Origin of the sequence: Candidatus Sulfotelmatobacter sp., assembly GCA_035498555.1 — a bacterium.
Lineage (GTDB): Bacteria > Eisenbacteria > RBG-16-71-46 > RBG-16-71-46 > RBG-16-71-46 > DATKAB01.
Map to the genome: position 1 here is coordinate 58,238 of DATKAB010000081.1, position 26,951 is coordinate 85,188.

Annotated in this window: 17 protein-coding genes; all 17 read right to left on the reverse strand. The window is 70.6% G+C overall.

Annotated features, from left to right (window positions below):
* Window positions 1–7 precede the first annotated feature (7 nt).
* Window positions 8–1,702: a type IV-A pilus assembly ATPase PilB gene (gene pilB, locus VMJ70_07365; protein ID HTO90933.1), complete on the reverse strand. Its 1,695-nt coding sequence runs from the start codon at window positions 1,700–1,702 to the stop codon at window positions 8–10.
* A gap of 262 nt (window positions 1,703–1,964) precedes the next feature.
* Complete coding sequence (locus tag VMJ70_07370; GenBank protein HTO90934.1) at window positions 1,965–2,309, reverse strand: ComEA family DNA-binding protein; 345 nt, start codon at window positions 2,307–2,309, stop codon at window positions 1,965–1,967.
* Between the two features lie 59 nt (window positions 2,310–2,368).
* Entirely contained in the window at window positions 2,369–3,973 is a 1,605-nt protein-coding gene (locus VMJ70_07375; protein HTO90935.1) for a hypothetical protein, read from the reverse strand.
* A gap of 92 nt (window positions 3,974–4,065) precedes the next feature.
* Window positions 4,066–4,554 carry a hypothetical protein gene (locus tag VMJ70_07380; protein HTO90936.1) on the reverse strand — a complete coding sequence of 163 codons (489 nt, stop codon included), beginning with the start codon at window positions 4,552–4,554 and terminating at the stop codon, window positions 4,066–4,068.
* A gap of 184 nt (window positions 4,555–4,738) precedes the next feature.
* Window positions 4,739–5,578: a PHP domain-containing protein gene (locus VMJ70_07385; GenBank protein ID HTO90937.1), complete on the reverse strand. Its 840-nt coding sequence runs from the start codon at window positions 5,576–5,578 to the stop codon at window positions 4,739–4,741.
* The gene (locus VMJ70_07390; GenBank protein HTO90938.1) at window positions 5,578–7,551 is read right to left on the reverse strand and encodes a tetratricopeptide repeat protein; all 1,974 of its coding nucleotides are present in this window, start codon (window positions 7,549–7,551) and stop codon (window positions 5,578–5,580) included. The genes VMJ70_07385 and VMJ70_07390 overlap by 1 nt, the downstream gene beginning before the upstream one ends.
* 73 nt (window positions 7,552–7,624) lie before the next feature.
* Complete coding sequence (gene ftcD, locus VMJ70_07395) at window positions 7,625–9,154, reverse strand: glutamate formimidoyltransferase (protein ID HTO90939.1); 1,530 nt, start codon at window positions 9,152–9,154, stop codon at window positions 7,625–7,627.
* Window positions 9,151–10,446 (reverse strand): imidazolonepropionase, encoded by a 1,296-nt coding sequence (hutI, locus tag VMJ70_07400; GenBank protein ID HTO90940.1) that lies wholly within the window; start codon window positions 10,444–10,446, stop codon window positions 9,151–9,153. Before hutI ends, ftcD begins: the two co-directional genes overlap by 4 nt.
* Before the next feature lie 8 nt (window positions 10,447–10,454).
* The gene (gene hutU, locus VMJ70_07405; GenBank protein ID HTO90941.1) at window positions 10,455–12,128 is read right to left on the reverse strand and encodes a urocanate hydratase; all 1,674 of its coding nucleotides are present in this window, start codon (window positions 12,126–12,128) and stop codon (window positions 10,455–10,457) included.
* On the reverse strand, window positions 12,125–13,657 hold the full coding sequence (gene hutH, locus VMJ70_07410) for a histidine ammonia-lyase (GenBank protein ID HTO90942.1): 1,533 nt from the start codon (window positions 13,655–13,657) through the stop codon (window positions 12,125–12,127). The genes hutU and hutH overlap by 4 nt, the downstream gene beginning before the upstream one ends.
* On the reverse strand, window positions 13,654–15,708 hold the full coding sequence (locus tag VMJ70_07415) for an ATP-dependent DNA helicase (protein ID HTO90943.1): 2,055 nt from the start codon (window positions 15,706–15,708) through the stop codon (window positions 13,654–13,656). The genes hutH and VMJ70_07415 overlap by 4 nt, the downstream gene beginning before the upstream one ends.
* Window positions 15,709–15,744: 36 nt before the next feature.
* The gene (locus tag VMJ70_07420; protein HTO90944.1) at window positions 15,745–17,451 is read right to left on the reverse strand and encodes a BamA/TamA family outer membrane protein; all 1,707 of its coding nucleotides are present in this window, start codon (window positions 17,449–17,451) and stop codon (window positions 15,745–15,747) included.
* Window positions 17,451–20,837: a hypothetical protein gene (locus VMJ70_07425; protein ID HTO90945.1), complete on the reverse strand. Its 3,387-nt coding sequence runs from the start codon at window positions 20,835–20,837 to the stop codon at window positions 17,451–17,453. The genes VMJ70_07420 and VMJ70_07425 overlap by 1 nt, the downstream gene beginning before the upstream one ends.
* Before the next feature lie 3 nt (window positions 20,838–20,840).
* Window positions 20,841–21,782 carry an NHL repeat-containing protein gene (locus VMJ70_07430; GenBank protein ID HTO90946.1) on the reverse strand — a complete coding sequence of 314 codons (942 nt, stop codon included), beginning with the start codon at window positions 21,780–21,782 and terminating at the stop codon, window positions 20,841–20,843.
* Window positions 21,783–21,807: 25 nt separating this feature from the next.
* Window positions 21,808–22,731 (reverse strand): hypothetical protein, encoded by a 924-nt coding sequence (locus VMJ70_07435; GenBank protein ID HTO90947.1) that lies wholly within the window; start codon window positions 22,729–22,731, stop codon window positions 21,808–21,810.
* Entirely contained in the window at window positions 22,731–23,534 is an 804-nt protein-coding gene (locus tag VMJ70_07440; protein ID HTO90948.1) for a hypothetical protein, read from the reverse strand. Before VMJ70_07440 ends, VMJ70_07435 begins: the two co-directional genes overlap by 1 nt.
* Entirely contained in the window at window positions 23,531–26,941 is a 3,411-nt protein-coding gene (locus VMJ70_07445) for an FG-GAP-like repeat-containing protein (protein HTO90949.1), read from the reverse strand. The genes VMJ70_07440 and VMJ70_07445 overlap by 4 nt, the downstream gene beginning before the upstream one ends.
* Window positions 26,942–26,951 lie beyond the last annotated feature (10 nt).

Below are 26,951 nucleotides of genomic sequence, written 5' to 3' on the forward strand. Positions count from 1 at the left end.
CTGCGGCCTAGAGCTTGTCGGCCGCGGTCTCCTTGAGCACTTCCTCGGTGGACGTGATGCCGCGCTTCAACTTCTCGAGAGCGTCGCGGCGCAACGTGAGCATTCCCTCCTCGATCGCGAGCTTCTTGATCTCCCCCGCCGACGAGCGTTCCAGCACCAGCTCGCGCAGCTTGGAAGACATCGGCATGACCTCGTAGACGCCGGCGCGACCGCGATAGCCGGTGTTGTTGCACTCGATGCAGCCCTCGCCTTCGAAGAACGTGGCCTTGGCGGCCTCCTTGGGGTCGAGCTGCAACTCGTTCAGCACCTCCTCGCTCAGCTTGATCTGCTTGCGGCACTGGAGGCACACCTTGCGCACCAGACGCTGGGCGAGCACCAGGTTGATCGATGAGGCGACCAGGAAGGGCTCGATGCCCATGTCCACCATGCGGCCAATCGCGCTGGGCGCGTCGTTGGTGTGGAGGGTCGAGAGCACCAGGTGACCGGTGAGCGCGGCTTTGACGGCAATCGAAGCGGTGTCGAGGTCACGGATCTCGCCGACCATGATGATGTTCGGGTCTTGCCGCAGGAATGCCTTGAGCGCCGCGGCGAAAGTGAGCCCGATGTCCTCGTGCACCAGCACCTGGTTGATGCCGTCGAGGTTGTACTCGACAGGGTCCTCGGCGGTCATCACGTTCACCTCGGGCGTGTTGACGCGCGAGAGCGCCGAGTAGAGCGTGGTCGTCTTTCCCGATCCCGTCGGTCCGGTGACCAGCACCATGCCGTAGGGATTGGCGATGGCGCCGGTGAATTCCTTCATCGCCATGGGCTCGAAGCCGAGCTTCTCCAGATCGATGTTGAGGTTGCCCTTGTCGAGAATTCGCATCACGATCTTCTCGCCGAAGATCGTGGGCAGCGACGAGACGCGCAGATCGATGGTGCGGTTCAGGACCTTGATCTTGATGCGGCCGTCCTGCGGCACGCGGCGCTCGGCGATGTCGAGTTCGGCCATGATCTTGAGGCGGGAAATGATCGCGGCCTTGAACTTGAAGGGCGGCGCCATCATCTCCTGCATGACGCCGTCGATGCGGAAGCGCACGCGCATCGTCTTCTCGTAGGGCTCGATGTGGATGTCCGAGGCGCCCTTGCGCACCGCATCGGCGATCAGCGAGTTGACCAGTTTGACGATCGGCGCCTCGTCGGCGGCGCTGAGCCCCGAATCGGCTTCGGAGGTGTCCTCCTCCTCGACGACCGACAGGTCCTCCTCGAAGCCCTTCATCACGTCGGCCATGGTTCCGGCCGAGTCGTAGGCCTTGTCGAGGGCCTTCTTGATCATGGTCTCGGAACCGACGCGCGCTTCGACGTCGTAGCCGGTGATGAACTTGATGTCGTCGATGGCGAAGATGTTGTTGGGATTGGCGAGCGCGACCACCAGCCGGCGGCCGCTGCGTGCCACCGGCAGCGCCATGAAGCGGGTCGCGACGTCGGCCGGCAGCAGCTTGGTGAGCGTGGGATCCGGCTCCACCGTGCGCAGATCGACGGACGGCACGCCGTAGTGGCGCGACAGGAACTCGAGCAGCGCCTCTTCGGAAATGGCGCCGCTCTTGACCAGATTGGCGCTCAGGGTCCCACCGGTCTGCTTCTGCTGCTGCTGGGCCTTGAGCAGTGCGGCCTCGTCGATGAGGCGCGCTTCCATCAAGTGCTGGGCGAGTTCTTCTTGCACCGTGGCATTCCGCAGGCAGTGGCGGGCGCGCGGACCACACCCGGTCGGGCCGGGCCACTCCACGCGCACGCCGGTCGAGGGCCCATCGGGACGAAGCGATCCGTCCCGCGTTCCATGACGGCGGCTCCGCACCTGGAATGGTTCACGCGGAGCGTGAGCACCCGGGGGTACGGAGTCGTCTCCGGTATCGGAACGACGCGTGCTCGACTGAACAGGAAACTGCACGGCGCGTGGCGGAAGAGTCGTGCAAGATGCACGACGATCAGCCCGAGGAGACCCTCAGACGATCGCGAATCCGTGCCAGCAGCCGCGGCCCGATGCCCCGCACGGCACGAAGCTCCTCGACGCTTCGAAACGGCCCTTCGCGCTGGCGGTGATCACAGATCCGTCGCGCCAGCACCGGCCCAATGCCCGGCAGCGACTCGAGTTCCTGGGCCGAGGCACGATTGAGATCGAGCGTGTCCGCGGGCTCGGCGGCCTGGGCCCGCGCCTCGATCGGTGCGCCGGAGGGCGCGGCGGGCGGCGCGGTCGCGGGTGTCTCGGGCCATCGCGCGCGCCCGAGATCCCAGGCCAGACCGGCCATTGCGATCACCAGCAGGAGTCGCACCCCCCGCCGCTCATCCGGGGTCAGCACATCCGGAACTCCCCAGCGGGGACGGTGACGCGCTAGTTGAAGATCTTACAGGCGACCGACATCATGATCTCGCGCCCGAGGCCGCGTGCCGGCCGGCCGGTGGTGGGATCGATCCAGACGTCCTCGTAGATCCGGTTCTCGAGATCCCGCGCCCGAATCGTCACCACGAACTCCGAAATCGCGAGACCCAGCGTCATCCCGAAGGTCGTGATGGCGCTGAGATCTTGCGGGACAGCCTCGTCGGTCTGGCGCGGACCGATTCCATCGAGCTGGGCGCCCACCCGCACGGCGAGATCGCCCTTGAAGGCCTTGAACAGGTAATCGGCCTCGAGCCGTCCGGTGAGCGCGGGGTCGACGCGGGCCTGAACGGAGCTGTCGTCGCGAATCGTCGCCGAGCCCTCGCCGATCGCGAGCCAGCGGCCCATCGTGCGCCGCACCCGCGCCACCACCACCCCGAACTCCCACGGATCGGGATCGCGGCCCTGGCCCTCGCGCAGCCACTCCTCCTCGAGCGGCAGGCGCGCGAGCAGGATGCGATCCTGGGTGCGCCCCGCGATCAACGACAGCGAGGCGTTCGACGTGTTCGATCCCGCCTGCGCATCCGCGCCCAGCGCCCAGGTGCTCTGGAGGAAGGGCCTCTGCCCCGGCGCCAGGTCCGCCCAGGCCGGGGTCAGCACCCGGGCGCCCCACACCGACAGTCGCGAGCGATCGAGGGTCCATTCCACGCGCGCGCGCGGCGCGGCGCCGTACTCGTCCGAACCACCGCTGTGACCCCAGCCCACCTCGACTTCGTCGTGGCGTCGCGCGGTCTGGCGATTCCACCACGCCTTGACCCACGCATCCTCGCTGGTGGCTTCGAATGCGTCGCCGCCCGAACGCACCACGCGCGATCGGCTCCAGTCGACGCCGGCGCCGAACCGCTGCTCGCCGCTCGCATGCTCGAGCGTGCCAAACGCGCGCACGTCCTGCGCGTCGCGGTGCGAAAGCGGATCGAGCGTGCCGCCGTAGCTCTCGTGTTCGTCCCACTGGCGCGAGAGCCGCGCGCTGCTGCTCCAGGCCGAGCCCTTCCACTGCCAGCCGAGCACTCCCGAGGCACCACGCCCCGACTGATGCTCGCCGGCCAGCATTTCGGCGGCCAGCCCGGTCTGACGGAAGATGATGCTGAACTCGTTCGCCCCGAAACCTTTGGCGAGTCCGACGCTCCACAGATGCCTCGCGGCCAGGCCGTAGGGACCGGCGGCGGCGCGATTGCCGTCGCGCACCTCGATATGGACGTGTCCGCGCGCATCGCCGCGATCGGCGCTGAGCAGGGACTCGTTGACGCCGAAATCGCCGAGCCCGGCGCCGAACACCGAGCGCGGCTTGCCGCCCGGGTAGACGAGCGGCGCGGGCTCCACCTGCGTGAGCCCGTCACGAAGATCAGAGTGCGGGCTGATGATCCCCGGCGAAATCGTGAGCGAGTCGTAGGCGGCCAGCGCGCGGCGCGACGCGAACAAGCCCGGGAACGGAAGTCCCTCCGCGGTGCCGTCGCCCTCGCCCAGGCTCCAGCCACCTCGCACCAGTCCGCCGAGCGGCAGCGGGCGCGCGATCCCGATTTCGAGCGGCGGCGTCCAGCCGGCGCGCCCCGGCTCGCTCACCCAGGCAACCGCGTCAGGCAGCGCGCTGTCGAGCAGGTCGGGCCGACTCGCGGATGGAGCCTGCGCGCGGGAGGGCGCCGCCAGGACCAGGGTCAGGAGAGCCGCGCGCGATAGCGCGAGAACACCGCCACCAGCGGTGTACCGAGAATCGCGAACAGCACGACGTTCCAGAACAGATGCCATAGGGCGAACGGCACCCCTCCGATCAGAGTGGGAACCAGCTGGCCGAAGATCACGGCAGTCGCCAGATTCGTGATCAGGTCGAAGAAGATCGTCACGACTGCGCCAATTCCAATCAGCGATGCGACCCGCAACCCCACCGGCAGGCCGGGCAGGCCGACCCGCGCCGCCAGCCCGCCGGCGAGTCCCGCAGCCATCATGCCCAGCACCTGCGAGACCGTCACCAGCGGGTGAACCGCGCCATAGGGATTGAGCAGGGAGTAGATCACCTCGGTGACCGCCGCCACCAGCATGCCGTCGCGCACGCCGAGCAATACCCCGGCGCAGAACATGATGAGTGTCAGCAGCTCGAAGTTGGGGATGGATTCGGCGTAGACCCCGGTGAGTCCGGCCGCCACCATCAGTGCGGCGTAGGACAGACGCGTGGAGCTGGAACGGTCGATCGTCGCTCTCCAGCCGGAGTGGAATGGGGAGCCAGGGCCGCGGCAGGTTATCGTCGCGAGGCGCGGAGCGTCAACGAGGTGGGCCGGCGGCGGCGAGGAGCGAACCGGCAAGCAGGCGCTGGGCGCTTCAGACGCCGCCGGATCAGCCGCTGACTCCGGCCGCTTCCTTGAGCTGCGCGAGCACCGAGAGCGGCACCCACACATCGCCCAGTTCCACGCTGCGCCCGCTGCCATGGAAATCGGAGCCTCCGGTTTCGATCAGGCCGAGGCGCCGCGCCAGCGCCTGCAGCCTTCGCACCGTCGCAACTCCGTGCTGCGGATGCCAGACCTCGATGCCGCCGAGCCCGGCTTCCGCGAGGCGCTCGATGGTGGATTCCGCAACCGCGGCGCCGGGATGCGCGATCACGCTGATGCCGCCCGCGGAGTGGATCAGGCGAATCGCTTCGGCCGGACTGAACGCCGGTCGCGCCACGTAGGCGGGAGCGCCCATCGCCAGGAACCTGCGAAAAGCGTCCTCCATGTCGGTCGCGTGCCCCGCCTCGATCAGGGCCCCGGCAACGTGCGGCCGCCCCACCACGCCGCGCGCGGCGCGCTCCCAAACCCGCTGCTCGTCGAGCGGCGCGCCGAGCTCGGCGAGCCGCGCGATGATGCGGCGGGCGCGCTCGGTGCGGTCGGTCCGGAACTGCGCGAGGCGCTCGCGCAGCTCGGGATGCTCGGAATCCACGAAGTAGCCGAGGAGGTGCAGATCCATCCCCTGATGCGAGGTGGACATCTCGAGACCCGGCACCAGCTCGACCGGCGAGCGGGTCGCGCGCGCCAGCGGCAACGCGTCCAGCGTGTCGTGGTCGGTGATCGCGATCGCGGCGAGCCCACGCTCGGCGGCCAGCGACATCAGCTCTTCGGGAGTGAGCCGGCCGTCGCTCAGCGTCGTGTGGGTGTGGAGATCGGCCCGGCGTGCGCTGCGCGAAGCCGGGCGATTCATCAGCTGCTCTCCAACGCCTTGCGCAACATGCGGATCTTCTGCGCGACGTCGGGATAGCTCGGCATCGCGGTGTAGACGCGCTCGAACTCGGCGAGCGCCGCCTCGATGCGCCCGGCCGCCTCGTGGGCGAGGCCGAGCTGGAAACGCAGGTCGAGCGCACCCTCGGAGGTGACGCCGGGCAGCTCGAGCGCCACCATGAACTCCTGCGCGGCCTCGTCGAAGCTTCCCTGATCGAGCAGGCAGCGGCCCACCATCTCGGCGCAGCGCTGCGCGAACGCCGGATCGTGCCCGGCGGCGCGGAACGCCTCCACCGCCTGCTCCAGGAGTCCCATCTCCCGATACGCCATGCCCAGATCATAGTGCCCCTGCGGGTCGCCGGAAATCTGCGACTCGACCCCGCGCTGGAACTCCGACACCAGCGAGCCGAGATCGAAGGTCACCGCGGCGCCCCGTCCCACCGCCACCTCGACGCGTCCACCCTCGGCCGGCGGCTCGGGTTCCGGTGCCGCCTCGCTGGTGGTGACCCCGGCCCCGCGGCCCTCGGACAGCTTCTGCAGCCGGCGCTTCGCGGTCTCGTTGTTGACGTCGAACGCGCTGGCGCGGCGGAACCAGTCGCGCGCCGTCCCCATGTCGCCGTCGTTCAGCGCCCGATCGCCGAGCTCGCAGGCGACCTGCGCCGCTTCCAGGCGATCGTTGCGCGACTCGCAGTTGCGCAGCCAGAGATGCATGACCTCGGGCGTGGCGTGCGAGCTCCGCGAAAGGTTGCGATAGATGGTGGCGGCGCTGTCGAATTGTCCCATCTCGTCGTAGAGCTGCGCCGCGCGCACCAGATCGGCGCTGGCGGCGTCGCGCTCGCCATTGCGGAAGTGCTCGCGCGCCTCGCGCAACAGCTGCTCGACCTGCGCCACCGGGCTGTCGGCGTCCGCCCCTTGAGCGGCCGGCTCGGGCGCCGGCTGGAGCGACTCTTCGTTTTCGAGGGTCGCCGGTTCGGGATCCGCCGGGCTCTCGAAGCGAAGCCCCGGCGAGCGCAGTTCGACCGGAGCCGCCGGTGTCGCGCTCGGCGGAGAGGTGCGCGGATGCAGCGCGGGTGGTCCGAGCCGCGCGTCGTCGCCTTCGTTCGCCAGCTCCATCGAATGCGTGATGTCGGCGGCCAGCTGTGCGTCGGAGGCGAGCTTCAACTCGTCGGTCGCGAACGGGTGCTCGATGTCGAGCCGCGAGCCGTTCTCTTCGATCGGCGCCGCCTCCGGGAGGTCGTCGGAGAGCGACGAGAGATGCGTCGACTCCACGACCAGCGTGCCGTCGCTCGAGGGCTCGAAATCGCCGAGGCCGGGAGTCGCGGCCGGCGACGCTTCGGTCAGCGAATCCATGACCGGCACGGACCCGTTGTTGAGCCCGGCGGCGCGGTTGCGGCAGCGATCCGCGTCCTGCAAGAGCCCGGCGGACTGATAGTGCACCGCGGCCTCGGCGAGCGTGCGCGCGGCGGATTCCTTGTCGCCCTCGAGCACCAGCACCTCGGCCAGACGTTCGAGCGCCCTGATGTTTTCGGAGCTGGCCTCGAACGCCTTGCGGAACGCTTCGGCCGCTTCGGGACCGCGCTTGTCCCGCATCAGATGCTCGGCGTACTGCTGATAGTAGAGCGCGGCTTCGGTCCCGAGTCCGTCGAGCGCGTGGAGCTTGGCGAGCTTGCTCAGCACCAGCGTGGGCGACAGCGACAGCCTCATCATCTTCTTGCCGACCGCGATCGCGTTCTTGTAGAGCGCGGCCTGCTCGTAGGCGTCGATCGACGCGACGTAGCGCTGCGCGGCGCCGATCATGTCGCCCTTCTTGTAGAGCAGATCGGCGAGCAGAACGAAATTGTACGGGTCGGAGTCCTGGACCGCGATCAGCTTCTCGTACTCTTTGAGAGCGCCATCCAGATCTCCGTTCTGGACGCAGCGCTGGGCTCGACGCTTGATGTCGATCGCCTTTTCCAAGTTGGCTGTCCCCCCCAGGACGCCGAATCGGCCCGCTGCACGTGGGCCCGGCGCCGGGCTCGTCACATCCCTATCAAGCGGTCATGGCAGCACGCACGGAATCCCGGCAGGAAGCTCCGGCTCGAGCCAGCGCTTCCTGGAGATCCCGCATCTGCCTCTCCACATCCTCCTTATCGGCCGTGGAATCAAGGCCCTTCAGGTTGATTTCGACGTTCAGCAAGGCCCCTCGCGCCCCGGCCTCGGCCAGCAATCCGGCCACCCCGGCGTCGCTGGCGGCGGCGGGGTTGCCGAGCCGGGCGGCCTCGCCGGCCAGCTCGAGTACCCGAAGGCAGGCGGCGGCGGTGGCGAGCGGAACCCGGGTGGCCTCCAGCTCGGCCCGTTTCAGCTCGCCCGATCGCGCCCCGATCTCTTCGGCCGACGCCTGGGGCAGGCGCCGCGCCCTGAGCACTGCCTCGAACGCCTCGCTGTCGCGACGCCCGAGTCCAAATAGCGTGGCGCGAAGGGATTCCGCCTCGCCCTTCAAGTGAAGCAGCGCCGCTTCGCGATCCGCGAACTTCTTCTTTCCCAGCGTGAGGTTGGCCACCATGGTGGCGAGCGCGGAGGCGATGGCCCCGGCCACGGCCGAGACCGTACCGCCGCCCGGCGTCGGGGTGGGTGAGGCAATCTGCTCGAGCAGGGCGTTCAACGTGACCGCCTCGGACAGCGGGGGCCGCTTCAGGCGCAGCTCCAGCACCTGATCGCGCCGGAAATTCTCGAGTCGCAGGGCGTGCTCGGCCGCGTCCAGCATCGCCGCTTCCGGAATCAGGCCGACCACTTCGCATCCCGACACCATCGCGCCGCGGCGCGCGGCCTCTTCGTGGATCAGGGCGAGCACGCGATGGATCGGCGTCGCCTCGGTGTTGACCAGATTCATGCTGACCTGGGCGCGCCGGCCGCCCTCGATCGAGAAGCCGAGCGCCCGCACGTGCTTCAAGCCCCCGCTCTGCTCGCGGATCGCGGCCGCCACCGCCTTCGCCACCCGCACGTCGGCAGTATTGAGGTTGGCGTTGAACGCGACCAGGAATCTTCTTGCGCCTACGGCGGTTGCCCCGGCAGTGGGATGGATGCGGGAAGGCCCGAAATCCGGCACGCGCTCGGGATCGCTGCCCATCCGTTCCCGAAGCCCCTCGAACTCGCCGCGGCGGACGTCCGCGAGGCTCACCCGGTCCGGGCGCGAGGCCGCCGCCTCGTAGAGGAACACCGGAATGCCGAGCTCGCCGATCCGCTTCCCCACCACGCGAGCCAGTTGCGCGCAATCGTCCAGCGTCATGCCCTCGATCGGCACGAACGGCACCACGTCGGTGGCGCCCATGCGCGGGTGCTGTCCCCGATGGTGATTGAGATCGATGCGCGCGGCGGCGCGTTCGGCGACGCGGACGGCGGCCTCGCCGACCGCCTCCGGATCGCCCGCGAACGTGAGCACCGAGCGGTTGTGATCGGGATCCATCTCGCTGTCGAGCAGCGTGACACCTGGCACCGACGCCACCACCTGGATCAGCTCCTCCACCACCTCTCGGCGGCGTCCTTCGCTGAAGTTGGGAACGCATTCCACCAGTCGGCTCACGGCCACACTCTCCGTTCGATCGAGGGCAGCGCCAGATCCGCGCCACGCATGAACACGGTGTCGGGTCGCACCGCCGGCATCCAGTAGGGCAGCTCCTCCACCGATTCGCACTCCCAGATCACCGCGTCTCCCCACGCGCCGGGATTCAGGTGCCCGACCTCCTGCTCCACTCCCAGCGCCTTCGCGCCGTTGTAGGTGATGGCGAGCAGCATCTCCTCGGCGTTGAAGCCGCACAGCCTGGTCGCCAGCGCTGCGCACTCGAGCAGGGACTGAGCCGGCGCCGTGCCGGGGTTGAAATCGGTGGCGATGGCGACGCGCGCGCCCGAAGCGCGCAGCAGCTTCGCCTCGGGCAGCGTCTGGCGCAGCGTGAGCGCGGCCGCCGGCAGCAGCACGCCCACCACGCCGGCCTCGGCCAGCGCCTTCCAGTCCGAGGCATTGGCGAACTCGAGATGATCGGCCGAGCGCGTGCGCAGCTCCGCCGCCAGCATCGTGCCGCCGATCCGGGCGGTCTGGTCGGCGTGAATGGTCAGCGCGAAGCCCAGCTCGCGCGCGCGGGTGAGCACCGCGCGGCATTCCTCGACCGTGAATCCGGCCGGGTCGCAGAACACGTCCACCGCGCTGGCCAGATCGCGCCGGCGGATCTCGGGCAGCGTGTGCTCGAGGATTTCGTCGATCAATCGCGGGCGCCGCTCGCGATAACTCTCGGGCAGGTGGTGGAGCAGCAGCGCGGTGCGATGGAGCCGCGACGGCACGCGCATGCCGGCGCCGCGAATCAGCTCGAGCAGGCGCAGCTCGCCGCCGGGATTCGGCGCGTAGCCGCTCTTCACCTCGACGGTGGTGCAGCCGGCGGCTCGCCAGCGCTCGAGCCGGTTGGCGAGCGACTTCTCGAGGGTGTCGTCGCGCTCGTTGGCGGTGACCTGCACGGTGGAGCGGATGCCGCCGCCGGCCGCGGCAATCGCGCCGTAGTCCTCGCCCGCCAGCCGGCGCTGGAATTCGAGCGCGCGATGTCCCGCGAAGATCATGTGCGTGTGGCAGTCCACCAGTCCGGGCGTCACCAGCTTGCCGCCGGCATTGAGCGGCCGCGCCTCGCCGTGGCGCTTGAACAGCTCGGTGGCGTTGCCGACCTCGAGCACGCGCCCGTCCTGGAACACGATGGCGCCCTTCGGGTAGCGCAGCAGGCCTCGGCCCGCCGGATCGGGCGTCACCACCTCGGAGGTATTGTGCAGGATCAGGTAGGCGGTGCGTCCCGCCACCACCTTGCCGGTGGGATTGGTGATCGGTCCGAGCGCCACGCGCGTCCCTATGAAGTGATGCCCGGCAGATTCATGCCGCGGGCCCGCGCGAAGGCGATCGCCTCCGGATATCCGGCGTCGGCGTGACGCATCACGCCGGTGCCGGGATCGTTGGTCAGCACGCGCTCGAGCCGCGCATCGGTCGCGGCGCTTCCGTCGCACACGATCACGACGCCGGCATGCAGCGAGTTGCCGATGCCCACGCCTCCGCCGTGATGAAAGCTCACCCACGACGCTCCCGAGGCGGTGTTGAGCAGCGCGTTCAGGATCGGCCAGTCGGCCACCGCGTCGCTGCCGTCTCTCATCGCCTCGGTCTCCCGGTAGGGCGAGGCGACCGATCCGGCGTCGAGATGATCGCGGCCGATGACGATCGGGGCCTTGAGCTGTCCCTCGCGCACCATGCGATTGAAGCGCAGGCCGAGGCGCGCGCGCTCGCCGTAGCCGAGCCAGCAGATCCGCGCCGGCAGTCCCTGGAAGGCGACGTGCTTCTCGGCCAGCGGAATCCAGCGATGGAGCCGCGCATCGTCGGGGAATTCGGCGAGCGCCGCCTGGTCGGTGGCCAGGATGTCCGAGGATTCGCCGGAGAGCGCCGCCCAGCGGAACGGTCCCTTGCCGACGCAGAACAGCGGCCGAATGTACTCGGGGACGAAGCCCGGATACGAGAACGCCTGCTCGTGCGCGAGGCCGCCGCGTTCCGCCTCGCCGCGCAGGTTGTTGCCGTAGTCGAACAGCACCGTCCCGCGCGCCTTCATCCCGAGCAGCGCGCGCACCTGGACCGCCATCGACGCGCGCGCCCGGCGGACGTGGTCATCCGGATCCGAGCGGCGGAGCTCCCCGGCCTGATCGAGCGTGAGCCCGGCCGGAACGTAGCCGGCGAGCGGATCGTGCGCCGAGGTCTGATCGGTGGCGGCGTCCGGGATCACCCCGCGCTTCAGGAGCTCGGGCTCGAGGTCGGCGGCATTGCCGACCAGCGCCACCGACAGTGGCCGGCGCGAGGCCATGCTTTCTCGGCACCAGGCCAGCGCCTCGTCCACCGAATGCGTGATGCGATCGCAGTAACGCGTCTCGACGCGCCGGCGCGCGCGCGACTCGTCGACTTCGACCGCCAGGCACACGCCGCCGTTCATGGTGATCGCGAGCGGCTGGGCGCCGCCCATGCCGCCGAGCCCGGCGGTGAGCACCAGCCGGCCGGCGAGCGTGCCGCTGAAGTGGCGCGCGGCGCACTCACCGAAGGTCTCGAAGGTGCCCTGCACGATGCCCTGCGAGCCGATGTAGATCCACGAGCCCGCGGTCATCTGGCCGAACATCATCAGGCCCTTCTTCTCGAGCTCCCAGAAGTGTTCCCACGTCGCCCACCGTCCGACCAGGTTCGAATTGGCGATCAGCACGCGAGGCGAATGCGGATGGGTGCGGAACACGCCGACGGGCTTGCCCGATTGGACCAGCAGGGTCTCGTCGTTCTCGAGCGCGCGCAGTGCCGCGACGATGTGGTCGAACGCCTCCCACGAGCGCGCGGCGCGCCCGGTGCCGCCGTAGACCACCAGCTCGTCGGGGCGTTCGGCCACTTCCGGATCGAGATTGTTCATCAGCATGCGCAGCGCCGCTTCCTGCACCCAGCCCTTGCACGAGAGCGTGGTGCCGCGCGGCGCGCGCACCGAGCGCGCTCCGGAAACCAGGGTCATGTCTCCAGCACCTCCTCGGCCAGCCGGCCCGGCGCCGGCGACAGCACCCAGCGCGCCACGGCCTCGCACGATTCACTCAGCGGCCGGTCGCCCTCGGGCGCAGGCACGATCCGCCGAATCGCCCCGTAGAGTCGCTCCGATCCCGAGCCGGCCAGCAGCGGGCGCCGGAATTCCAGCGCGCGACAGGCGCACAGCAGCTCGAGCGCCACCACGCGCGCGGCATTCTCCACCACCGCGCGCGCGTGCCGGCCGGCGATCGGCGCCATGCTGACGTGATCTTCCCAGCCGTCGCCGGTGGGAATCGAGTCGACGCTCGCCGGGTGCGCCAGCACCTTATTCTCGGACACCAGAGAGGCCGCGGTGTACTGCGCCAGCATGAAGCCCGACTCGAGTCCCGGCCGCTTCGCCAGCGACGCCGGCAGGCCCTCGGAGGCGTGCGAGGACAGCAGCCGGTCGATGCGCCGCTCGCTCAGCGAGGCGATCTCGGCGACCGCGATCTTCAGGTAGTCGGCGACCAGCGCCACCGGCTGGGCGTGGAAATGGCCGGCTGAAACCACTTCGCCGGCACTGGCGAACACCAGGGGATTGTCGTTGGTGGCGTTGATCTCGATCGAGAGCTGCTTGCCGACGTGCTCGATCGCGTCCCAGGACGCCCCCAGCACCTGCGGCACGCACCGCAGGCTGTAGGCGTCCTGCACCCGGCCGCAATCGGCATGCGAGGCGACCAGCCCGCTTTCGTCCGAGTAGGCGCGCAGCCGCCGCGCCGCTTCGAGCGCGCCAGGGTAGGGCCGGAGCGCCTGGACGTCCTCGCGCGCCGGCTTGAACGAGCCGAGCAGCACCTCGATCGACAATGCCGCGGCTCCGACCGCGGCCTCCCACAGCTCGATCGCGTCGCACCACGCCAGCAGCGCCAGCGCGGTCGAGAGCTGGGTGCCGTTGATCAGCGCCAGTCCCTCCTTGGCCTCGAGCGTGAGGGGCTGGAGTCCGGCGCCTCGCAGCGCCAGCGCCGCCGGCATGCGCCGGTCCCCGAGCCATGCCTCGCCCTCGCCGATCAGGACCTGCCCGAGATGAGCGAGCGGGGCGAGATCGCCCGACGCCCCGACCGATCCCTGCAGCGGGACGTGCGGCGTGACGTCGGACGCGAGCAGCGCGAGCAGCGCCTCGATGACCGCCGGGCGCACCCCGGAGTGCCCGTTGGCGAGCGAGGCGGCGCGCAGCAGGAGCATCGCGCGCACCACGTCGCGCGGCGCCGCCGGACCCACCCCGGCGGCGTGCGAGCGAATCAGGTTGACTTGCAGCTGGCGCACGTCGTCGGGCGAAATCGACTGGTCCTTGAGCGGCCCGAAGCCGGTGGTGACGCCGTAGACGGTGCGGTTCTCGGCCACCGCCCGTTCCACCACCGCGCGGCTGGCCGCGATGCGTGCCGCCGCGGCGCCCGAGATCCGGATCGGCGGGCTCGCTCCGAGCGGGGCACGCGCCACGTCGATCACGTCTTCCAATTCGAGCGGGCGACCGCCCAGTTCGATCACGTCCCGTCCTCCACCACCTGTGCGGCGAGGAAACGCGCGGCCTCGCGAGCGACCGCTTCCGGGTCGCGGAGGCGCTGCGGCTCCACCGGCAGCGCGGCCAGGAACGCCTTCCGATACGAAGCCGTCGCCAGCCGCGGATCACAGACCACCAGCACGCCCCGGTCGTCCGAGCGCCGGATCAGTCGGCCCACCCCCTGTCGGAACCTCAACACGGCTTCGGGCAGGGCATCGTCGCGAAACGGATCGAGCCCGCGCTCCGCCAGCCGCTCGCCACGGGCCTCGACCAGGGGATCGTCGGGCACCGCGAACGGCAGCCGCGCCACGACCACGATCTCCAGGCTCGGCCCAGGGAAGTCGACACCTTCCCACAGGCTCTGCACGCCGAGCAAGATCGCGCCGCGCGCGCTACGGAATCGCTCGGACAGCACGCTCACCGGACCGTCCCACTCCTGCGCCAGCAGCAGCGCCGCGTCGGGCAGCCGTTCGCGCAGGTGCTCGCGGACGCGCCGCAACCGCTCGTGGGCGGTGAGCAGCACCAGCTGATTCCGGTGCGCGGCGTGATGGAGCGCGGCCACCACCTCGGCAAGCGAGCGCTCCTCGTCGCGCGAGGGCTCCGCGATCAGCACTCGCATCTGCTCGGCGAGCGGAAAGGGCGACGGCACGCTCAGCGCCTCGTAGGGCGCGGCCCGCTCCGCGCCGAGACCCAGCCGCTCGGCGAGAAAACCGAATTCCCCGGCCGCCGACAGGGTGGCCGAGGTCAGGATCGCGGCGCGCGCGCGCCCCAGCACGCGCTCGCGCGCGTGCTCGCCGACGCTGATCGGCGAGCCGCGCAGCTCCACGGCGCGAGTGCCGGCGCTCCGCCAGTAGACCCAGCCGGGATCGCGCGCCTCGGTGAGCCGGTCGAGATCGAGGATCAGGGAAGTGAGCCGGCCGGCGAGCTGATCGCATTCCGCGGCCAGCTCGACCGCAGCGCCTCCCTCGGCGGAGAGCTTCGCGGCGGCCTGCGCCAGGGCGCGCGACAGGCCGGCGCCGCCCGCCAGCACCGCCTCCAGCCGGTCGTAGCCGTCGCCGAGCAGCTCGCCGCCCCGGCGATAGCGCTGCCGGAAGCCGTAGACGGCGTGCCGCTCGCCGCCGGGGTCAAGCTGCTCGAAGAGCCTCTCGACGTCGCGGCGCAGCGACTCGACCCCCTCTCCCAGCCGCTCGAGCCCATCGAGTGCGCCGCTGGCGTCGAACGCGCCCGCGCGCCAGCCCTTGACGCGCCCGAGCAAACCGCCGCCGCGACCGCCGCGGCGCGCGCCGGTGCCGATCAGCCGGAGCGTCTCCTCGAAGCGCCCGCGCGAGACCGCGCATTCGAGCTGGCCGAGCAGCACGCTCTCCAGCCGATGGGCTTCGTCCACGATCAGCACGTCGCAGGGCGGAAGCAGGCCCTCGATCTCGCCGGCCAGCGCGAGCAGCGCGTGGTTGACGATCAGCAGGCCGGCCTCACCGGCCTCACGGCGCGCACGCATCCAGAAGCACTCGCGTCCGCGGCGGCAAATCGCCGGCAAGCAGCCGGCCGCGTCGGTGGCGATGCGTGGCCGAACGCGCCGGAACGCCTCGGCATCCTCGGCAGGAAAGCGGTCGAGATCGCCGTCCGAGCCCGCCGACCAGCGGCGCAGCGATTCCAGGATCTCGGTCTCCTCCGGACCGCGGCCCTCGGCCACGTCGAGCGCGCGCGGACAGAGGTAGTTCTGCTTGCCCTTGAGCCGCGCGGCGGGCAGCGCCAGTCCGAGTGCCGCGCGCAGCATCGGCAGGTCGCGCTCGAAGAGCTGGTCCTGGAGCGAGCGCGTCGCCGTCGCCACCATCACGCGCTGGCCGCTCCGGGCGATCAGCGCCGCCGGCAGCAGATAGGCGAGCGACTTGCCGACGCCGGTCGGCGCTTCGGCGAGCAGGATGCCGCCAGCTTCCATCACCCGCGCGATGGCGACCGCCAGCTCGCGCTGCCCGGCGCGCGCTTCGAAACGCGGCCAGCGACGCGCGAGGGCGCCGCCCTCGTCCAGCAGGTCGCGCACCTGCCCGGCGAGCGATGCGTCCAGAAGGAACTCCCGTCAGAAAGTGGTGACGAGCTGCAGGTGGATCTTGCCTTCGAGGGCCGGCCGTCCCGGCTCGAGGCCGTAGTCTACGCCGACCAGCCCTCCGGCCGCTTCGAGCCGCAGGCCGAAGCCGACGCCGTCTCGCTGCGCCGACTGCAGGTGCGCAACGCCCAGCGGATCGAGCGCGCTGGTCTGCATGAAGGCGTGGTCCCAGAACAACGCCAGGCGCTGCCCGCGTCCGCCGAGGAACCAGCGCCATTCGGCGCGCGACAGCGCGTAACGATCCACCATGAACTGCTGCTCGTCGTAGCCGCGCAGGCTGGCGGCGCCGCCCAGCGGATACTTCTCGTAGATCGGGATCACCGACTCCGAGCTGAACCGCCCCGCCAGCGATAGCTCGAGGGACAATCCCGTCGCGCCGCGCAACGGATGATTGAGGCCCAGTCGCCCCTCGACCGCGCTCTCGTGCGCGGTGCCGGTGCCGCTCGGTCTCAGCGTCTCGCGCTTGAAGATCTGGGCCGCCGAGATGCGCGTGAAGGTGCCGCGGCGCGGCGAGAGCGGGTCGTTGAGCGTCGAGCGCTGCAGGCTGAAGGTCGTGTTCTGGATCCATGCCGACTGGACGTCGCCCGCGGGCTGAACCACCTGTTCGGCGTCGTAGGCCAGCTCGATCCGCTCCTGGGCCGAGAGCATGTATCCGGCGCGAGCTCCCCAGCGCGTGCGCGTGTACAGGGTGTCCTGCAGCTGCTGGCTGACGGCGCCCTCGAGCTGGAGCGGCCAGCCGAGGAGCAGCGGCTCGAGATAGCGCGCGTCGAACTGCGCGAGCCCGCGCCCGCGCGACTCCCAGTGGAGTCCCAGCTCGCGACCGGTGCCGAGCAGGTTGCCGAGGTCGAGCCGGGCGAGGCCGGCGGTGCCGGCCGCGCCTTGCACTCCGACCGCGCCTTCGAACTGATTGTAGTGCGGCTCCTCGACGCGGTAGACCAGCCGGCCGTATCGCCAGTCGCCGTCGCCCTGGAGTCCGAGGTATTCCACCTGGCGGAACAATCCGAGCTGCTGGAGCCGGTCGCGCGCCGCTTCGGCGGTGGACCGCTGGTACGGGAGTCCCACCAGCCGCCCCATCGCGCGCCGCGCGAAATCCGGGCGCGTCACCTGAAGCCCGTCGATCTGCACGTGCGCGATCGAGACCTGCGGCCCCCGCACCGCCTCGAGCGAGAGACGAACTCCGGTCGAATCGGCGTCCCAGCCGCTCACCGACAGCTCGGCGTAGGGATAGCCGTGATCCGCGATCTCGCGCAGCGCCGCGGCGATCGCGTCGTCCACCGCGCGCGGCGAAGCCCACCCGCCGGGCTCGAGATCGAGCGCCGAGCGCAGCGACGCCGAGTCCTCCGACGACGCGCCGTGGACCGTGACTTCGCGCAGCCGGAAGCGCGCGCCCTCGCGCACGTCGAGGATCAGCCGATCGCCCGACAGCGAATCGCGCCAGCCACGCGCGCGGGCCTGCAGGTAGCCGAGATCCTCGAGCCGCGCCACGATCGCGCCCAGGGTCTGCGCGGCGGCGGCGCTGTCGCGCGGTGAACGCAGCCAGGGCGCCGCCAGCGCCTGGACCTGGCCGGCGGGCAGCACCCGCCCGCGGTAGTCGAGACGAGTTGCGGCGGTCGCGTGGGGGGCGAGCGCCGAACCGGCGAGCAGCGCCAACAGGGCGAAGGTTCCAACCGGCCGCCTCATCAGAAGAACGCCCTCAGCTCGACGCGCCCCTGGGCGCGGGTGGGAATGCCGGGCCACTGGTTGACCACGTAGGAGCCACCCATGGTGGTGCTGTCGTGGACGCGCACGTCGAGGTGCGCGGTCGCGTTCCAGGCCGGCGCCCCGGCCGGATCCGCGCTCGGCAGCAGCCCGACCGCCGGCGGTCCGCTCACGAATCCGCGCCGCACCGAGACATCGGCGCGGCCGCGCGAGCCGACCGCGAACGAGGCGTCCGGGCCGATCTGCAGCGCGCGCGTGAACAGCGGCTGGCCCTCGGGCCGGCTCCATGACGCGTCCACCACCGCGGCGGCGCGCAGACGGGAGCCCGGCTGATAGATCCACTGCCCGCTTCCTCCCTGCTCGACCAGGTTCCGGCTGTACTGCGCTCCTTCGAAAAGCTGCTGCGCGGCTTCGCGGCGGCGCACGCGCGACTCGATCTCGGCGCTCCACTGCGACCCGACTCGGGCTCGCCAGCGCAGCTGCGCGGTGCGCTCGTCCTGCGCCTGACTGAAGTTCTGATACGAGCGATCGGCGCTCACCCGCCGCTCGAACAGCACGTGCATGTTGCTCACCCGCGCGCCGGGAGCGAGGTCGCTCTCCACCCGCTGCACCACGCTGGCTCGCACCAGGTCGGGATCGCCCAGGGCCGCCCCCGGACTGATCACGAGGTCGCTGCCCTTGAGCTCGCCGAGCCGGCGGGCGTCGCTCTCGAAGGTCACCTCGATGCGCGACCCATGCCAGATTTCGGACTGGCCGAAGCTCCAGGTGGCATGAGCGCTCATCGCCGCACGCGCGATGTGCTGCAGTCCGGGCAGGAGGGTGATGCCCAGCGTGTAGTCCCCGCGCCCGACGAAATTGCCGAGCGCGTCGTAGGCCCCGAGACCGGGGCCGGCGTAGACCAGAGAGCGCGACTGCTGAGTCTGGCCCTCGGTGGTCACCTCGAGATTGTCGCTGCCGGACAGCCCTCGCTTCGGATCTTCGAGCGCGAGGCGCAGGCTGGCCAGGTCGCTGCGCTGGTCGGGCCCCGAGATCAGTGGATGGAGGTCGCGGCGCTGCCAGGTGCCACCCACACCCAGCATTCGCGCCGCCGGACTGTCGAGCTGGAGCCTCACCGTGCGCGCCTCGGTCTGATCGGCCAGCGAGTCGAGCGTGCCGCTGGCGTCGCGCCGCAGGGTGAAGCCCGCCGCCGCGCGCAGCGGCAGGCGGGTCCCGCTCTGCAGGTCCACCCCGGCCTCGCGCGCGCGTGTCACGATCTGCGCCGAGTCGCTCGGCGTCCGCTGCCGATCGAGGAGCGCGCGCACGCCGGGAATCACCCAACCGGTGCGGAGGCGCAGCTCGCCCTGGGCGCGCTCCCGCCCTCCGGCCGAGAAGCGCAGCCCCTGCTGCTCGCCGTCCGAGCGCTCGTAGGAGGCGCGCGTCATCAGCCGGCCGTCGCTGCTCCAGTCGGCGGTGCGGCGCAGGCCCGAGAAACGATCGGGGGTGCGCAGCGCCGCCACCATCCAGCGGAGCTGTCCGCCGGGCGCGGGGCGCAGGAACCCGTTGGCCTCGACGCGGCGCTGGTGTTCCAGATCGCCGCCCAGGGGCAGTCCCCAGTCCTCGTTCGAGAACGGCTGCTCGAGACGACCGAAGGAGGCGAAGCGCGGATCGACGTCGCGCGCGAGCAACGTCATGCCGGCACGTCCCAGGCCGGCGGGTGCCGCGCCCTCGAGCGACATCGCCAGCTTGCCGGCGACGCCGTTGTTGTTCTGATCGTCGAACGGCGAATCGGTGTTGAGATCGTGCTTGGAGACCGCGCCTTCGCTCTCGATCGTGAGCGGGCCGCCCTGCCAGCGACCGCCGAGCGTCCAGAGCTGATGGCTCTCGGGCATGGGCAGCGCGTGACCGATCTGCCAGTCGCCCTGGCCCTGGCCGACGTAGCGATACGCGAGGTGTCCGGCCACGCCCGCCGAATCCACGTAGTCGCCGTGCCCCGCCCCCACCTGAACGAAGCGCACCGCGAAGTGCCCGGAATCCGGGCCCGCGAACGCATAGAAGAACCGGCCCGCGACCCGGACCGAGTCGTAGTCACCCACTCCCACGGTGACGCCCGGCCCGATCGCGCGATCGAGCGAGTCTCCGGCCATCGCCAGCGCCAGCCGATCGCTGGGATCGAGCGGGGCATCCAGGGGACGGCCGGCGTCGTCGTTCTCGGACAGCACCTCGGTGTAGAGCTTGAGCGGGCCGCGGTCCCACTGGCCGCCGGCCGCCGCGAAATTCCGGCGGTAGCGATTGAGGGTGTACTGGTAGTCCACCGTGATGCGCGAAGCCGAGGTGATCGGCCGCCGATTCGAGAAGGTGATCTGGGCGCGGTCGTACTCGATCGAGTAGTCGGCCGCCTCGCCGCGCGTCATGCGCACCCCGTCCACCGTGACGATCTCGCTGCCGGCGACGATGGTGATGCCGGTGCCGCCGTCGCGATCGGTGAGCTGGTAGGGGCCCTGCTGTCCGTCGACACCGTAGAGCTGGAGCCGATTGAACTCGCCCTGCGCGCTGGCCGCGGCCACCGTGCCGCTGAAGCCGCGTGCGTTCCAGTCGGCGCGCATGCCCTGCAGCCGCCGCTCGACCTGTCCGAACTCGCCCTGACGCACGTCGAGCGCGACGTCGCCGAACGCGGCGCCGCCGGCCGGCGCCTTGAGCTCGAGCAGCACCTGATCGAGCGACTGGAGATCCTGCGTGCTGCCGGCGGCGGTCAGCGGCGTACTTCGGTCCGAGAGCACGCCGGTCAGCTGCACTCCGGGGGCGAGGCTTCCGCTCACCGAGAGATCGAGCGACTGGCGGAGGAACGCATCCTGCGAGGTGCCGAAGTCCACTGCGATGGTCTTGTTGCCGTTGACGGTGAGCGAGGCACCGCTTGGCGCGGTGCTGGGATCGCGGGCCGTCACCGGTCGCGTCGCGGCCGGCGCGGTCGCCACCACCGCCGAATCGGCGGCGGCGCGACGCGCCGGCACGTAGCTCTGGCGCTGGTAGTCGAGCGAGGGCGGCGCGATCAGCCAGCAGGCCTCCACCCACAGGGTCTCGCCCGGAACCGGCGCGCGCAGCAGGCGCAACTCGCCGCGCAGGCGATCCACCACGTAGTCGTGCGGCGAGTGGAGCGTCCCGCTTCGGGCCAGGGCCGAATCGGAAACCGAGGTGAGAAAGGTTCGCGGCAGTCGGTAGACCACGGTCCCGTCGGTCTCGACCACCGCGAGCCTCCCGCAGCCCGGGTCGCTGCTGACCGTCGCCGGGCCTCCGTGCGGCGTCGGCTCCGCGGCCCGCGCCGGCGCCACCAGCCCACCCATGAGCAGGACGGCCGCGACGCGAGCCGTGAGGATTCGAGCGCGAACCCCCACTCCCTACTCTCCCGCCGCGGTCGTCGAATCCGTTCGAGCCGCCAGCATCAGGCGCCGCACGCGACCGCCGGACGCCTCCGCCACCCACAGCGCGCCGTCGGGAGCGAACGCCAGCGCCCGAGGTCCGGCCAGGTCGCGGCGCAGCGCTCGCACGCGGCCGCCGCGATCGAACACCCAGAGCGTTCCGCTCAGCTCGTCGGCGACCGCGACGCGCGACGAATCATCGACCGCCACCGGGACGAGCCCGCGCCCCGGCCGCAACGGGAGCTCCCAGGCGGTCACTACCCGTCCGCCGGCATCGAGGGCCTGGAAGCGAGCCCCTCCGCGCTCGGTCACCAGCAGCTGACCGCGCGGCGCGGTGCTGAGGCCGGCGATGCCGCGGAACGAGCCGGGCTTGCTTCCGTATCCGCCGAGCGCGCGCAGGTAGCGCCCCGAGAAATCGAACACCAGGATGCGATCGCGACCGGCCTCGGCCACGTACAGGGCCCCGCCTCGGTCCGAGGCGATCGAGATCGCGTCGATGCGCCCGCCGACCTGATCCTCGAGCGCCGGCGCCGACAGGTCCACCAGCGTCGAATTCAATCGACCGAACAGGTCGTAGACCACGATGCGCCGGTTCTCGCCGTCCAGTACCGCGGTTCCCTGGGTGCCGAGGGTCGCGGCCGAAGACGGGCGCCGCAGCTCGCCGAGATCGCTGCCGAGCGCGCCGGTCTCGTCGAGCCACGCGCCGTCGGCCGAATAGCGGGAGATGCGTGGCGCGCCCGCATCCACCACCGTGAGCCGGCCGAAGGCGTCGACCGCGAGACCGCTCGGCTCGATCAGCTGCGGTCCCACTCCGGCGGCCAGGCCGCGCCGCTCGAGGAGCGTGTCGGGCGGAGGCCGGGTCGCGAGCGAGTCGGGCGCACCGGCTCGAGCCACGCCCGCCAGCAGCATGGCCGCGACCATCAGGAAGCCCGCGGGGAATCCCCGCTCAGAAGCTGGTGCGAAGCGCACAGCGCATCGCCGTCGGGTCATTGCCACCCGCCGGCGCCCACTCGAGATTCCATCCGCTGTGGCCGTCGCCGGCCTTGGCGGATCTTCCCGACACGATGACCACGTGCAGAACGCTCGCCAGCCGGTTCGCGACCATCAGCGCGAGCGAGGTGTTGGCGCGCAGCTCGGCGCGTTGCATGTCCTTTCGCTGCGCGCTGTATCGATCGAAGCTCGCCTGGTCCTGCCAGGACCAGGCCATGTCCCCGGTCAGCGAATGGTCGGCGATGTACTTTCGATACTGCGCGGGATCGTCGTAATAGAGGTTGGCGGCATCGCGATAGACGACCAGTCGGTTGTATTCGTCGCTGCTCGAGTAGGCGCCGACGATCTTCTGGAACTCGTCGTCCCTCCCCTTGAGGTCGACGCCGGCGAAAAGTCTGGCCGTGAGGATCGCCGAGTCGTGCCGCATCTGCTCCTGGATGTTGAATGCCACGAACGAGGCGAGAATCCCGACTTCGATGCCGGCGAAGACCGCGCCCGCCGTCGGGTGTCCGAGCGTTGCCTGACCCCAGCCCGGATAGGTGGCCGAGCGGAGCAGCGCCTGCGCGCGCTCGGGCGTCAGCATCGAGGTCGAGGGGTGCGACGAATTGCTCTTCGGCTTCTTGCCGTGACTCGACGATCCCGAGATGCTGACGCCGAGCTCGGGCGGCCGGACGAATGGAATCGCGAGCGCCAGCGGCGCCTGGTCGCTCTCCACGCTCGAGGAGGCGTCGAGCACGCCGTGCGCCACCGGTGCGGCGGCGGGCGCGAGAAGCAAGGATTCGGTCGCACGCGGGAGCTCGAGCACTTCGGCAGACGCAGTTCGTCCCGCCAGCGCGATCCCGAGCGCCAGCGCCAGGCCCGACCTTGCCGGCGCGCGCATCAGAAGCGGCCCTCCAGCGCCAGACGCAGATTCGCCCCGCGCGGCGTCAGTCCCCCGCCCATCCTCAGCCGGAGGTTCTGGGTGAGCGGCAGATTGTGCGTGCGCGCCGCGTGCAGGGCGTCGATCGCCGACACCACGTGGTTCAGGATGATCGCGCCGGCCGCGTAGCGGGACTTCTTGACCGAGCTCTGGTAGTCGTCCTCGAGCGACTGATATTGCGAACGATTGGCGTCGTAGCTGTTGCTCCACCCCGCGGAGTAGAGATCGTTGAAACCGATCTGATGGTAGAACGCGTCACGATCGCCGGCATAAAGCTGGGCGAGCGCCAGGGTGTCCTGGCCGGTGACGCGGTTGTAGCGGTTGAAGTTCCAGGCGCTGGTCGAGTCGTACGGAGATCCGGCGTAGGTCTGGGAGTCCTGCTTCTGCTGATCGGCGCGATCGCGCAGCACGACCAGCGAAGCCCAGCCCACCACCTCGACCAGCAGGTAGACGAATCCGCTGTGCTCGCCCACGTACAGCTGTCCGGTGCCCGGCACGGCCGCCGACATCATCATCGCCCACCCCTCGGACTTGTATCCGGGCACGTCGACCGACCGGTAGCTCGAGTCCTCCGACTCGCCCCACTCGCGGGTGATGACGCGTTGCGCGAGCAACGGCGAGTCGGAGCTCCCCGCGGTGATCAGGCGAGGCGCGAGCAACGAGCTCTGAATCGAGGAGGCACCGGTCGAACTCCAGGCGCGGCCGCTGCTCAGCGCCAGCAGCGCCGCTCCCGCGAGCGCGAGCCACCGCAGGTCGCGGGTCACTTGAGCACTCCCACGCGCAGCGTCTCGTCGTGCTCGCTCTTCGCGCCGTGAATCCTCACCTGCACCACGTAGAGCCCCGCCGGCAGCGAGCCCGGATCCCAGCTCTCGAGGTTCTCGGCCAGACGCGCGTCGCGCGAGAACGAAGCCACCTCCCGTCCGGCGGTGTTGAGCACGTGGAATTCGACGTGCGCGGGCTCGGTGAGCGTATAAGCGATCGAGATCGGCCGGCGGCGCGCCGGGTTCGGGAACGCCTTGAGCGAGCCCGACACCAGCGGTCCGGCAGCCGGTGCGAGCGCGACCGAAGTGCGCGCGGCCGGCAGGCGACAGGTGCGCTCGGGATCGCCGCCCAGCATGGTCCAGGCGTCGGCCGGGCCGGCGCTCGGCGCCACCGGCAGCGTGTAGGCGTAGAGCGTGCCGAAGCGATCGGGCGCCACCAGATCGAGGTGGCCGTCGCGATCGAGATCGGCCGCCAGCGGCGCGCCGGCGACTCCGGATCCGCTGGCGAGCGGCCAGCCGTCGGGCGTATGGCCATCGGCGCGAAGCGCGGCGATCACCCCGCTGGTGTTGAGCGCCACCACCGAGGGACGGCCGTTGCCGTCGAGATCGATCGCCAGCGGCGGGCTCAGGGAGGGAAAGCGATGATTCTCGTGCTTGCCGGTGAGCAGCGTGTCGTCCTCGAGCACGCCCTCCGGCGAGCCCGGCTTGGGCCATCCCGGCGAGGGCGCGCCGGTGAGGTTCACGAACGCGATCTTCGAGCTCTGGGTCTGGATCAGCACCTCGGGAAGTCCATCGCCGTCGGGATCGCCGGCCCCGAGGCCCGGCGAGAGTGTGTCTCCGAACGAGCGGCCCCAACCGGGAAGCGCTCGTCCCAGCAGGCAATAGCCCCACAGCCGGTCGGCGTCGTGAACGATGAGCTCGGGGCTTCCGGCACCACAGCCACTCGGGTCGCCGGACGCGCCCCCCGCACCATCGAGATCGAGCCACAGGAAATCGGGCGTGAACTCGGCGCGCGCCGCGACCTGCACCGGCCAGCCCTGAACGCGGGTCACCGAGCCCGTCCCTGGCGAACCGGCAGCGGTGAGCTGATAGACGGCGACCGCGCCGGCGGAGTCTCCGGCGCTCACCACCCAGTCGCCCTGCGGGCCGATCGTCGCCGCCAGCCGTCCCGCGACCGGCGCCGACAGCGGCACATCGCCCCGCCCCCACAACGTGCCGTCGAGATTGTAGGCGTAGACGTAGCCGTCGCGCGCTCCCACCAGCACCTGGGCGTTCGGGTAGGCGCCGACGAAAACCGGCGGCGTGGAGAGCCTGCTGTTGGCCGGCGCCACCGGCCAGTTGCTGCCGCTGGTGAGCCCGAAGTGATCCACTACCCAGAGCTGCCCGCCCGCGGCGCTCGGGCCGGGTCCATCGGCGATCGTGGTCGCCGCGAACAGCGCCGGTCCCTGTTCGGGATTGGGACCGCCGGTGGGAATCGCCGCCATCACCGGGTAGGGCCGCCGGTCGAGGCTGGCGAAGACCGGCGAGGTTCCAAGCGGCGTGCCGTCGGCGCGGAGCGCGAACAGGCTGGTGCTGTCGGGGCTGATCGAATCGGCGCCGGCCCAGCACACTTCGAGCTTGCCGTCGCCGTCGGCGTCCACGGCGAGGAGCTGAGGTCCGCCGATCGGGAACTCGTGACCCGGGAACTGCACCGGCCAGCCGGGCAACTGCCAGGTCCGATCGGTCCGGAAGCGCATGGTGGCGAGCAGCGTGTCCGATACGGTGACGCGCAGGTGGGGTCGCGTGCCGATGTGCGGCCGCAGATTGGGCGCGGTGTTGTCGTCGAGCAGCACGTTGTTGCCGACGTAGTAGGGATCGCGATAGCTGCCGAAGATGAAAGGCGAGCCGGGATCGCCGATGTCGGCGAGCCCGTCGGCTTCGACCACTCCCACTCCCAGGCGATTCGGGTTGGTGTTGATCCCGAAGTCGGGATTGGGTCGCAGCGAGTTCTCGAAGGTGATCACGCTGTCGTCGAAGTGCCAGACCAGAATGCCCCCGCCCGGCGCCAGGGCGTCGTACTCGTAACGGTCGGGGAACTTGGGGCCCAGCACGACGCCGGTGGTGTCATCGATGTCGAAGTGGACGGTGTCGCTGTAGGCGTAGGCCTGATGGCGGTTCTCGAGCACCAGGAATTCATCGCTCGAAAGCGTGATGCGCCGGAAGTCGGGATGACGCTCGGAATCCATCAGGCTGTCGGGGGCGCCGTAGGGAGCCTCGGTGTAGTCGACGACGTCCGAGGCGAAGAAGCGATGGAACGGGTCGATGCTCGGCGGCAGCATGCCGGTGGCGAAGATTTCCTCCCCATCCGCCTGCTTGACCAGCGCCCCGACCAGGTTGCCGCTGTCCATCAGGCTCCAGAAACCGACCGCCGGGAAGCCGGTGTCCACGTTGTAGAGATCGACGAACCCGAAGAAGTTGTGGCCGCTCTCGTGGGCGATCACGCCGTTGATGGCGCCGAAGTAGCCGTCCTGGTTCTCGGTCTCGGGAACGAAGCTGGCGCGCGTCACGGGATGGAAGCGATTGCTCGAATCGGGGAACACCACGACGTCGGTGTCGACGACGCCGAGCGTGAACGAGGGGATGTCCTCCTTGCTGTCCTGCTTGACGTCGCTCTGCAGGTCGCTCCCCGCGTGGATCAGGATCACGCGATCGATCGAGTTCCAGGGAATCGTGTCGTTCATCGCGTGGGCCTGGGAGTCGGCCGCGAATAGGAAGGTGCGGAACATGTGGACCGCGGCCGCCTCGATAGCCTGGCTGAAGGTCCAGGGCCCGAAGTCCGCCATGTCGGTCACCGAATAGGCCAGATTCTCGCTGCGCGGCCAGACCTCGCCGCGCACCACCACGCGCCCGTAGGTCATGACGTCGTAGTAGCGGCTCAGGGCCTCGAGATGCTTCCGGTAGAAGGTGCGGTTGTGTGGAGGGCGATCCACCGGATTGTTGATCGTGTCGGCGGGATCGAGATTGAAGCGCCCGTCACCCGTCGAGGCCGCGCCACCGCGATCGTGGAGGAAGTCGATGCGAATCACCGCCACCGTGAGGGTGTCGGGCGGGCCCAGCGCCGCCCGCGAAGCGCTCGGGCTCGCGCCGGTCTTGCGGATGTCGCGCATCATCGCGGCCGGTGGCCGCCAGCCGAGCCGGCGCGACGCGAACGGCGACCAGTCCACGCCCGGCTCGGAGATGACGTGCGGCACCGCGTGCGACCGCTTGAGCAACGCGGACTCGGACTCGCGAGCGCGCTGATCGAGCGCCCGCGGCACGCGCGGATCGCCCGGGGTCCAGCGGCGAATCGTGAGGGGCTGGTCCGCCCGCACGGAGGGCGCGGCCAGCAACCCCAGAGCGGCGGCGAGAACGAACCGTTTGAGGCCGCGCAAGGACGATTCC